Origin of the sequence: Rhizobium sp. 2YAF20 (genome assembly GCF_052114685.1) — a bacterium.
Taxonomy (GTDB): domain Bacteria; phylum Pseudomonadota; class Alphaproteobacteria; order Rhizobiales; family Rhizobiaceae; genus Rhizobium.
The window spans coordinates 291,756-301,162 of sequence record NZ_JBFRFF010000004.1 but is presented as its reverse complement, the minus strand read 5'-3'; the positions used below and the strand labels follow the sequence as shown (position 1 = coordinate 301,162).

Genomic DNA, 9,407 nt, shown 5'->3' with positions numbered 1-9,407 from the left:
GGGTTCGCACAACGCCGTACTGTCGGGAATGCTCGCCGCCGACAAGATCGCCGCGGCGATCGCTGCCGGTCGAGCCAATGACGAGGTCGTCGAAATCGAGAACGAATGGCGCGCCACCGATATCGGCAAGGATCTGAAGCGCGTGCGCAACGTCAAGCCGCTCTGGTCGAAGTTCGGCACGGCGATCGGCGTGGCGCTCGGCGGGCTCGACATGTGGACCAACACGCTGCTCGGATTTTCTTTCTTTGGCACGCTAAGGCACGGCAAGACCGACGCCGCCTCGCTGGAGCCGGCATCGATGCACAGACGCATCGATTATCCCCGCCCGGACGGCGTCTTGACCTTCGATCGTCTCTCCTCGGTGTTCCTGTCAAACACCAACCACGAGGAAAACGAGCCGGTTCATCTTCAGGTCAAGGACATGGCGCTGCAGAAGTCTTCCGAGCACGACATCTATGCCGGCCCGTCGACCCGCTACTGTCCGGCCGGCGTCTATGAATGGGTCGAGAAGAACGGCGAGGAGACCTTCGTCATCAACGCCCAGAACTGCGTCCACTGCAAGACCTGCGACATCAAGGACCCCAACCAGAACATCAATTGGGTGCCGCCACAGGGCGGCGAGGGGCCGGTTTATCCGAATATGTGAGGTTGAAAAAGGGTGAGCGGCAGAGGTTGCCTCGTTCAACCCCTGCCGCGCCATTTGTATTCGCTAAGAAATCATCTTTTCCGCGACATCACCCCAGTCGACAGCGCGACCCCCATGCCGGTGATGACTGCTGCGGCGATTTCGGCAATCCCGATCGTTTCTCCCAGCAGCGCGCCGCCGCCGAGTGTGGCAAGAACCGGCGTGATCGCCGTGAAAGCTGCTGCTTGGCTGCCGCCGAGTGCTTGCACGGCGATGCCGTAGGCGACGGTGGCGGCAAGGCCGGAGAGGATGCCCTGGCTTACGACTTGCAGTCCGATTTCCGGAAGCGGGATGCTTGCAAGCGAACTTCCGAAGATTGCGGCCAGCGCGAGGTGGATGAGAAACGACCAGATGGCGATCAGGGCGCTTGCCTGAATCGCGCTCAGGCCGGAGCGGCGGAAGGCGTGGGTGTAGCTTGCCCAGAGAATGGCGCCCATCGGCAGCAGTGCGAAACTCATCCAGGAGACATCGCTGCCTGACAGACTGCGAACCAGCAGGATCGCCACCCCGGCAACGATACCGGCAAGACCAAGAAGGCGCATAGCATCCGGCCGCTCGCGGAAAAGCGTGATGCCGATCAGGGCAGCGGCAAGCGGCATCGATCCGCCGAGCAGGATACCGGCGGAGGCTGCCGGGATCGAGTGGATCGCAAATGTGGTGAGCTGGAAGAACAAGGCGCCCGCGCCGCAAACCATCAGCGCCACAAGCTTAAGCGGCACGCCCTTCGGCAGAAGGCCCGCTTTCAGCCAGACGGGCGACAGCACAAGTGCCGGGATGCCATAGCGTATCAGGCCGAGATCGATCGTGCTCATCTCAGTCTCCGCAGTGTGGCGGGTCGCGAGGATCCAATTGGCCCAGATCAATACGGTGACGACAGCGCCGGCATAGCCGAAGGCTGCCGATGGTTGTTTGACTGATGAGAAGGTCAAGGCGGTCATGGCAGTGTCCTTTCCTGATCCCGCGGACCAATGTCCGTTCGAAAAGAAGGATACCGCTGAAGTCAGGGGCATGTCCTTGCTATATGTGGCGCTGAAACCATGATATGAGCAATATTCCGCCAATTTTTATCGAAGAAGATCGTCGATATGCCAAATCTTGATAAATTCGATATCGCCATTCTGAGATGCCTGCAGGAGGATGCCCGCGCCACCAATGTCGAGATCGCCGAGAAGGTGAACCTCTCGCCGTCTCCCTGCCTGCGTCGCATCCGCAACCTGGAAAAGTCAGGCGTCCTGCGCGGCTATCGCGCCGACATCGATCGCAAGGAGGTGGGGCTCGGCCTCACCGTCTTCGTGGAGTTGAAGGTCGGGCACCACAGCCGCGAAAATTCGGAGGCGCAGCAGAAGGCGCTTCTGGCGATCCCGGAGATCGTATCTTGCTTCCTGATTTCGGGAACAGCCGACTTCCTGGCGGAGGTGGTAGTGGAGGATCTGTCCGCCTACGAGCGGCTGTTGACGGAGACCCTGCTGACATTGCCCGAGGTAACCGATATCCGCTCGAATTTCGCAATTCGTACGATGAAAACGGGTGGAAGGCTGAAATTGCCGGAGCCGAAGTGAGGCTGTATTCGAAAGGGGCCGTTTCCGGCCCCTTCCAAAGTTCGATTTCTCTATGCGATCAAAGAAGCGTGCCGCTGAGAATGGCGAGCGCAACGCTGAAATAGATCACCAGTCCGGTCACATCGACGAGCGTCGCGACAAAGGGGGCCGAGGCGCTGGCCGGATCGAGGCGCAGCTTTTGCAATATGAACGGCAGCATCGAGCCGGCCATGGAGCCGAAGGTGACGATGCCGATCAGCGCGGCAAAAACGGTCAGCCCAACGAGTTGCCAATGCGGACCATAGTCGTAAAGGCCAATGGTCTGCCAGAGCACGACGCGGGCAAAGCCAACCATGCCGAGGATTGCGCCAAGCACGATACCGGTCGGCAGTTCGCGCAACAGCACCCGCCACCAGTCGGAAAGCTTCAGTTCGCCGAGCGCCAGCGCCCGGATGATCAGCGACGTCGCCTGGGAGCCGGAATTGCCGCCCGAGCTCATGATCAGCGGAATGAACAGCGTCAGCACGACAGCCTTTTCAAGCTCTCCCTCGAAGTGCTGCATGGCGCTCGCCGTCAGCATTTCACCGAGGAAAAGTGCGGCCAGCCACCCGGCGCGCTTGCGGATCATGCCGCCAAAACCGATCAGCATATAGGGCTTGCCGAGGGCTTCCATGCCGCCGAATTTCTGGGCGTCTTCCGTCGTATCCGCAATCATCGTGTCGATGACGTCGTCGACCGTGACGATGCCAAGCATCCGCCCGTCATCCTGGACGACGGGCAAAGCCAGCAGATTGTGCTTGCGGATAAGCCTTGCGACATCCTCCTGCTTCATCAGCGGACGCGCCGTCACCGGCTCGCCGAGTTGCGCCACCGACAGGATGGATGCGTCGTTCGCCCCATTGATCAGCCGTCGCAGGGTCACGACATGGGTCAGCGCATGCGTCACGCTGTCGAGCACGTAGATGGCGTAGACCGTTTCGCGCGAGCGCTCGACCTGGCGAACGTGGTCGAGCGTCTGTGCGACCGTCCAGGTGTCCGGCACGCTGACGAATTCGGTTGTCATGATGCCGCCCGCCGTCCGTGGCGGATAGCCCATGAGGTGCTGGATGGCGAGGCGGGTGGCGTTGTCGAGCAGCCCGACCAGATGCTCCCTGACATCATCATCCATCTCGAGGAAAATGTCGGCGACCCGGTCGTTGGCGGTGGCATTCAGCAGCTTTGCGGCATGCTCGGGTGGGATTCGGGCAAGGATGGCCGCTGCATTGTGCAGCTCAGGCCGGCTGAGAACATGCACGGCCTTCTGAAGCGGAAGCGCGGCAATAGCGGGTGCGGCCTCTTCGATATCGAGCGCGTTCAGGCGTTCGACCCGCTCGGCGGTGGTTATTCCGCGGCCCTCGTTGATGAGATTGAGGGCAGCATGGCCAGCCCGCATGGGTAAGCTGTTGATGTACATTTGCTCGCCTTTCCGTCGATCCGCCGTCGCGGGGATCGTGGCGAGCCGACAGGAATCGGTTACTGCACGAACGCCGCTGACGGCAAAGGCAATCGACTACTACTGTCGCTAGGCATCGTAAGATGACTCCGGTTGATCGGCATGGAAGCGCGTTGCTTTCACATCGCGACAGATCGCTCCAAAGCGCGAAAAAGTCAAGTGGCATATAGGGTTAATGCCACAATGCCGCAGGTCTTATTCCGTTCGGTGGCTAACGGAGTATATGACCCGCCAGATCTGGATTTGTCGGCGATGGGCAGATGGCCGGGAGAGCGTTCCACCCGGCCATTCTCGCAATCAGAAACCTGACAGAACGACCTTGCCCTTCATCTTCCCGCTTTCGACGAGCGCATGCGCCTTCTTGAGATTGGCAGCGTTGATCGCGCCGACGGTCTCTGTCAGCGTCGTGCGGATCTTGCCGGCATCGACAAGCTCCGCCACCTTGCTCAGGAGCTTGCGCTGTTCGATCATGTCGGCAGTTTCGAAGAGCGGCCGTGTAAACATCAGCTCCCAATGGGTTGATACTGACTTGCGCTTGAACGGCTTTACGTCGAGCGTCTTCGGGTCGTCGATCAATGCGAAGCGACCTTGCGGCGCGATGATTTCCGCGATGTCGGCGATATGATCCGACGTGTTGGTCGTCGAAAATATGAAGGCTGGCGCTCCAAGGCCAAGCGCCTGGACCTGCGCGGCAAGCGGCTTTGAATGGTCGACGACGTGATGGGCACCGAGTTGCCTGACCCATTCACTCGTCTCCGGCCGCGAGGCGGTGGCGATGACAGTGAGGTCGGTCAAGGCGCGGGCAAGCTGGATGGCGATCGATCCGACGCCGCCGGCACCGCCGATGACGAGGATGGCATTGGCAACGCCGGCAACCGGTTGCTGAACCCGCAGCCGGTCGAACAGCACCTCATAGGCTGTGATCGAGGTCAGCGGCAACGCTGCTGCTGCGGCGAAATCGAGGCTCTTCGGCTTGGCGCCGACGATGCGTTCATCGACGAGCTGGAATTCCGCATTTGAACCGTCTCGATTGATGGCGCCGGCATAATAGACTTCGTCGCCGGGCTTGAACATCGAGACATCGGCGCCGACAGCCTTGACGATCCCGGCCGCATCCCAGCCGATAATCTTGAATTGCCCCGGTTCCGGCGCGACGCCAGCGCGCACCTTGGTGTCCACCGGATTGACGGAAACGGCCTTGACCTCGACCAGGAGGTCGCGGCCGGAGGCAACCGGGGTGGGCAACTCGATGTCGATCAGCGAGGTGTCGGCCGAGATCGGCTGAGGGTTCTTGTAGGCGACTGCACGCATGGGAAGCTCCGATGTTGTTGCACAGAGGCTAGATGCGCATTACCTGTCCGGAACGCAAGAACGCACATTTTTTGTATATAGTACCGAAAAGGATACCATCCATGTCGCTGCCTCGCGCCAAGCTCACCAAGAATTTTCCTGGCTGCCCGGTTGAGGCCACGCTGAGTTTTCTGGATGGGAAATGGAAGGGCGTCATCCTGTTCCACCTCATGGCCGGAACGTTACGCTTCAACGAGTTGCGGCGCCGGCTGCCGGCAGTGACCCAGCGCATGTTGACGAAGCAACTTCGCGAGCTCGAGACCTGCGGCCTCGTTTCCCGGACCGTTTTTGCCGTCGTCCCGCCGCGGGTAGACTATGCGCTGACGCCACTCGGAGCGACGCTCGAGCCGGTCATCCGCGCTCTTGCGGAGTGGGGCGAAGACAATGTGTTTTGCCACTCGGGCAAGATGGTGGTCGGTTCGGCCGCCGCAGCAGTGGAAATGGTTTAGCCTTCTAGATCGTGATCCGGCCGCGGCGCTCCAGCATCATCGAAATCGCAAAGACAACAAGGCCGCCAGCGGAAAGCACGGCGCCGACATAACCGGTCGATCCGGCCGTATAGCCCCAGGCGATGGCAAGGCCGCCGAGCCAGGCGCCGAGCGCGTTGGCAACATTGAAGGCGGAATGGTTGGAAGCGGCAGCCAAGGTCTGCGCGTCGGCCGCCACGTCCATCAGCCTCGTCTGGACCGCAGGGCAGGCTGCAAAACCGCAGCCGATCAGGAAGACGCAGATGCACAGCATGACAGGGTTTGTCGCCGTCAGCGAGAAGACCGTCATGATTACCACATTGAACGCCAGCATGCCGCCGATGGTGCCGGTGAGCGAGATATCGGCAAGCCGGGAGCCGACCACGTTGCCGACATTCATACCGATCCCGAACAGGGCCAGGACAACGGGGATCATCGCCGTCGACATGCCGGCGACATCGGTGGTCGTCGAGGCGATATAGGTGAAGATCGAGAACATGCCGCCGAAGCCGACAGCGGCAATGGCAAGCGTCAGCCAGACCTGTATGCGCTTCAAAGCACCGAGCTCACGCATGATGCCGGCACCTTCGGACACCTTGTCCTTCGGTAGAAACATCGCGATCAGCACCACTGTTAGCGCCCCGACGGCGCCGACCATCATGAAGGCCGCGCGCCAATCCAGCAGCTGGCCGAGCAATGTTGCGATCGGCGTACCGACGAGGGTGGCAATCGTCAGTCCCAGCATCACCTGGCCGACCGCGCGCACACGCCGGTTCATCGGCACCATCGACGCAGCAACGAGTGCAGCCACGCCGAAGAAGGCGCCATGCGGCAGGCCGGTGATGAAGCGCAGCGCCGTGAAGCTTTCGAAAGTCGGCGCCATCGCGCTCATGACATTGCCGAGCGTGAAGATCGTCATCATCAAAAGCAGCAATGTGCGCCGCGCCATCTTGGCCGCGAGCACGGCGATGACGGGCGCACCGACGACGACACCGAGCGCATAGGCGCTGATGACATGGCCCGCCTCAGGCGTCGAAACGTCGAAGGTCCTGGCGACATCGGGCAGCAATCCCATGATCACGAATTCGCCCGTTCCGATGCCAAAGCTGCCGACTGCAAGCGCCAATGTGACGAGTGCAATTGCGCCGCGGGTCGGGGCTTGGGCAACGGTCTCCTGGTCGAGGACGTCGATAGCGATATCGCTCACGAGAGCTCCTTGGCAGCGGGCATGGTGCGGGCGGTTCGAAGCAGCAACCGGCTTTGCCAGGACGCCTACATCGGACACATATCCGGGGAAATGGCGGGGAAGGCGCGAGGCGCCGAATATGCAATTTATCAGTCAATAGGCGACAGCTGTCGCGTGCGCATTTTGCAGTGCAGCATCACGCTTCCTGCATAGGTCGCGAAAGCAACAATCATCGAAAATCGAGGGTCGCCTTGAAATAGCTGCTGGATTGACCCATCCTTTCCCGATGCTTGTGGGGAGGCGAGGAAACTGCCGAACAAGTTATCGAAATGAGGAAGGTGGGGTCCTCTATGAGGCTTATTGGCTTTTTCAATCGTGACGGCGGCACGTTCCGAACTACCGACATGGCCGCTTACCAGCAGCGCGCCGAGGAGGTATTCCGCGAGGCGGGGCACGAGTTTCAGGCCATGGTCGTTTCAGGCCGCGAGATCGTCCCGGCGATGGAGCGAGCCGCCCGGCGTGACGACATCGACGGCATTGTTGCCGGCGGCGGCGACGGCACCATATCGGCCGCTGCCTCGGTTGCCTGGAGAAACGGCATACCGCTTGGCGTCATCCCGGCCGGCACGATGAACCTCTTTGCCCGGTCCCTGCGGTTGCCGCTCGACATCTGGCAGGCTTTGGAGGTGATTGCGAACGGCGAGGTCGAAGCCGTCGACATCGCCACCGCCAATGACCGACCGTTCGTTCATCTGTTTTCCGCCGGCATGCATGCACGCCTGGTGCGCTATCGCAATTCCTACACCTACCGCTCCCGTATCGGTAAAATGTCGGCGAGCACGCGCGCAGCCTTGGGTGTGCTGTTCAACCCACCGGAATTCGATGTCCAGTTCGAGTTGGACGGCAAGCGCGAGCGGCGCTGCGTTTCGGCGATATCGGTCTCAAACAACCCTTTCAGCGGGACCGCACTCTTCTATGCCGAAGACCTGACGACGGGCACGCTTGGCTTTTATGTGGCAAAGCCAATGAAGCCTCTCGGCATCGTCCGGCTGGCCTTCGACATGTTTCGCGGACGCTTTCGCGAGAATGCCGACGTCATGGTGATGCACGCCCAGGAGCTTCATCTGCATTTTCCCAACAAAGGACCAAAGGCGAACTGTGTCATCGACGGCGAATTGATGCCACTATCCAAGGATGTCTTCCTGAAACTACACTCCGGCGAGCTAAAGGTGATGGTACAAAAGAGTGCCGCGCGCGATGTCGCTGCGAACGGGGTTGTCGAGACTGCCGCCGTCTGACCAAGGAATATTGCCACCAATGCCCGACGCATCCAACCTGTCCAATCTCGCAGCAATTGACGCTGCCCACCACCTGCATCCATTCGCGAATATGAACAAGCTCAACGCCGAGGGAGCGCGGGTCATCCAGCGTGGCGAAGGCGTCTACATTTTCGACGATCACGGCCGGAAATATCTCGACGGTTTCGCCGGTCTCTGGTGCGTCAATATCGGCTATGGCAGGACGGAGATGGCCGAGGCCGTGGCGCGGCAGATGAACGAACTGCCGTACTACAACACTTTTTTCGGCACGACGACGACACCGGCGACGCTGCTTGCGCAGAAGGTGTGCAGTCATGCAGGGCCGAACCTCAACCACATCTTCTTCACCAATTCCGGCTCTGAGGCCAACGACACATGGTTGCGTATGGCGCGTGTCTATTGGAGCGCGATAGGCCAGCCATCGAAGAAAATCGTGATTGCCCGCAAGAATGGCTATCACGGCTCCACCCTCGCCGGCGCCAGCATGGGCGGCATGAAATACATGCACGAGCAGGGTGATCTGCCGATACCAGGCATCGTCCACATCGGCGAGCCCTATTGGTATGCCGAAGGGGGCAACCTGTCTCCGGACGAGTTCGGCCTCAAGGTGGCCCGCGAGTTGGAAGAGAAGATTAAGGAACTTGGCGAGGAAAACGTCGCCGCCTTCGTCGCCGAGCCGATCCAGGGCGCCGGTGGTGTCATCGTTCCGCCCGCGCCCTATTGGCCTGAGATCGCCCGGATTTGCAAGGCGCGCAACATCCTGCTGGTGTCGGACGAGGTCATCTGCGGTTTCGGCCGCCTTGGCTCATGGTTCGGCTATCAACATTTCGGCGTCGAGCCGGACCTGGCGCCGATTGCCAAGGGACTTTCGTCGGGCTACTTGCCGATCGGCGGCGTTCTCGTCAGCGACCGCATCGCCGATGTGCTCATCAACGAGGTCGGCGAATTCAACCACGGATTTACCTACTCCGGCCATCCCGTCTGCGCTGCCGCGGCGCTCGAAAATCTGCGGATCATCGAGGAGGAGCGGCTGGTGACACGGGTGCATAACGAAATCGGCCCCTATTTCGCGGCCGCCTGGGGCAGCCTTGCCGATCACGATATGGTAGGCGAAGCGGTAAGCGTCGGCTTGATGGGCGCGCTGCAGCTGGCCGCCGACAAGACGACCCGGCGCCGATTTGAAAAGCCCGATGCCGTCGGCTCGGCGGTTCGAAATCATGCGCTCGCAAACGGCCTCGTGCTCCGCGCCACCGCCGACCGCATGCTCGCCTCGCCGCCCCTGATCATCAGCTACGAAGAGGTCGACACGATGGTTCGCATCACGAGCGAAGCGCTTGATGCGGTGTGGAGCGAAATGAAACCGTAACGGG

The 9,407-nt window shown here is 60.9% G+C and carries 9 protein-coding genes; 5 read left to right on the top strand and 4 right to left on the bottom strand.

All coding sequences use genetic code 11. The features are described from left to right. A partial coding sequence (locus AB4Z52_RS09105) for a 4Fe-4S dicluster domain-containing protein (RefSeq protein ID WP_442217583.1) occupies positions 1-646 on the top strand: 646 nt, incomplete at its 5' end. Between the two features lie 71 nt (positions 647-717). Here AB4Z52_RS09105 and AB4Z52_RS09100 read toward each other — a convergent pair. Further along, positions 718-1,623, bottom strand: coding sequence for a DMT family transporter (locus tag AB4Z52_RS09100; RefSeq protein ID WP_442217582.1), 906 nt, complete (start codon positions 1,621-1,623; stop codon positions 718-720). A 147-nt stretch (positions 1,624-1,770) separates the two neighbouring features. On the opposite strand from AB4Z52_RS09100, the gene AB4Z52_RS09095 reads away from it, so the two are divergent. Next, on the top strand, positions 1,771-2,244 hold the full coding sequence (locus AB4Z52_RS09095; protein WP_442217581.1) for an Lrp/AsnC family transcriptional regulator: 474 nt from the start codon (positions 1,771-1,773) through the stop codon (positions 2,242-2,244). 58 nt (positions 2,245-2,302) lie between these two features. Here the strand turns inward: AB4Z52_RS09095 and mgtE are convergent, their stop codons facing one another. Both mgtE and AB4Z52_RS09085 read right to left on the bottom strand, forming a co-directional pair. After that, on the bottom strand, positions 2,303-3,676 hold the full coding sequence (gene mgtE, locus AB4Z52_RS09090; RefSeq protein ID WP_442217580.1) for a magnesium transporter: 1,374 nt from the start codon (positions 3,674-3,676) through the stop codon (positions 2,303-2,305). A 336-nt stretch (positions 3,677-4,012) separates the two neighbouring features. Beyond that, positions 4,013-5,026: a zinc-binding alcohol dehydrogenase family protein gene (locus tag AB4Z52_RS09085; RefSeq protein ID WP_442217579.1), complete on the bottom strand. Its 1,014-nt coding sequence runs from the start codon at positions 5,024-5,026 to the stop codon at positions 4,013-4,015. A gap of 101 nt (positions 5,027-5,127) precedes the next feature. Between AB4Z52_RS09085 and AB4Z52_RS09080 the strand changes: the two genes are divergently transcribed. Further along, positions 5,128-5,514 (top strand): winged helix-turn-helix transcriptional regulator, encoded by a 387-nt coding sequence (locus AB4Z52_RS09080; protein WP_442217578.1) that lies wholly within the window; start codon positions 5,128-5,130, stop codon positions 5,512-5,514. 4 nt (positions 5,515-5,518) lie between these two features. Here AB4Z52_RS09080 and AB4Z52_RS09075 read toward each other — a convergent pair whose 3' ends face one another. Beyond that, positions 5,519-6,730 (bottom strand): MFS transporter, encoded by a 1,212-nt coding sequence (locus tag AB4Z52_RS09075; protein WP_442217595.1) that lies wholly within the window; start codon positions 6,728-6,730, stop codon positions 5,519-5,521. A gap of 338 nt (positions 6,731-7,068) precedes the next feature. Between AB4Z52_RS09075 and AB4Z52_RS09070 the strand changes: the two genes are divergently transcribed. Both AB4Z52_RS09070 and AB4Z52_RS09065 read left to right on the top strand, forming a co-directional pair. Next, the gene (locus AB4Z52_RS09070) at positions 7,069-8,016 is read left to right on the top strand and encodes a diacylglycerol/lipid kinase family protein (RefSeq protein ID WP_442217577.1); all 948 of its coding nucleotides are present in this window, start codon (positions 7,069-7,071) and stop codon (positions 8,014-8,016) included. 19 nt (positions 8,017-8,035) lie between these two features. Then, positions 8,036-9,403: an aspartate aminotransferase family protein gene (locus tag AB4Z52_RS09065; RefSeq protein ID WP_442217576.1), complete on the top strand. Its 1,368-nt coding sequence runs from the start codon at positions 8,036-8,038 to the stop codon at positions 9,401-9,403. Positions 9,404-9,407 lie beyond the last annotated feature (4 nt).

What these genes read in the sequence shown, in the direction of transcription:
- AB4Z52_RS09100 (WP_442217582.1), bottom strand. Translation starts at nt 1,623, where the DNA reads ATGACCGCCTTGACCTTCTCATCAGTCAAACAACCATCGGCAGCCTTC.
- AB4Z52_RS09095 (WP_442217581.1), top strand. Translation starts at nt 1,771, where the DNA reads ATGCCAAATCTTGATAAATTCGATATCGCCATTCTGAGATGCCTGCAG.
- mgtE (WP_442217580.1), bottom strand. Translation starts at nt 3,676, where the DNA reads ATGTACATCAACAGCTTACCCATGCGGGCTGGCCATGCTGCCCTCAAT.
- AB4Z52_RS09085 (WP_442217579.1), bottom strand. Translation starts at nt 5,026, where the DNA reads ATGCGTGCAGTCGCCTACAAGAACCCTCAGCCGATCTCGGCCGACACC.
- AB4Z52_RS09080 (WP_442217578.1), top strand. Translation starts at nt 5,128, where the DNA reads ATGTCGCTGCCTCGCGCCAAGCTCACCAAGAATTTTCCTGGCTGCCCG.
- AB4Z52_RS09070 (WP_442217577.1), top strand. Translation starts at nt 7,069, where the DNA reads ATGAGGCTTATTGGCTTTTTCAATCGTGACGGCGGCACGTTCCGAACT.
- AB4Z52_RS09065 (WP_442217576.1), top strand. Translation starts at nt 8,036, where the DNA reads ATGCCCGACGCATCCAACCTGTCCAATCTCGCAGCAATTGACGCTGCC.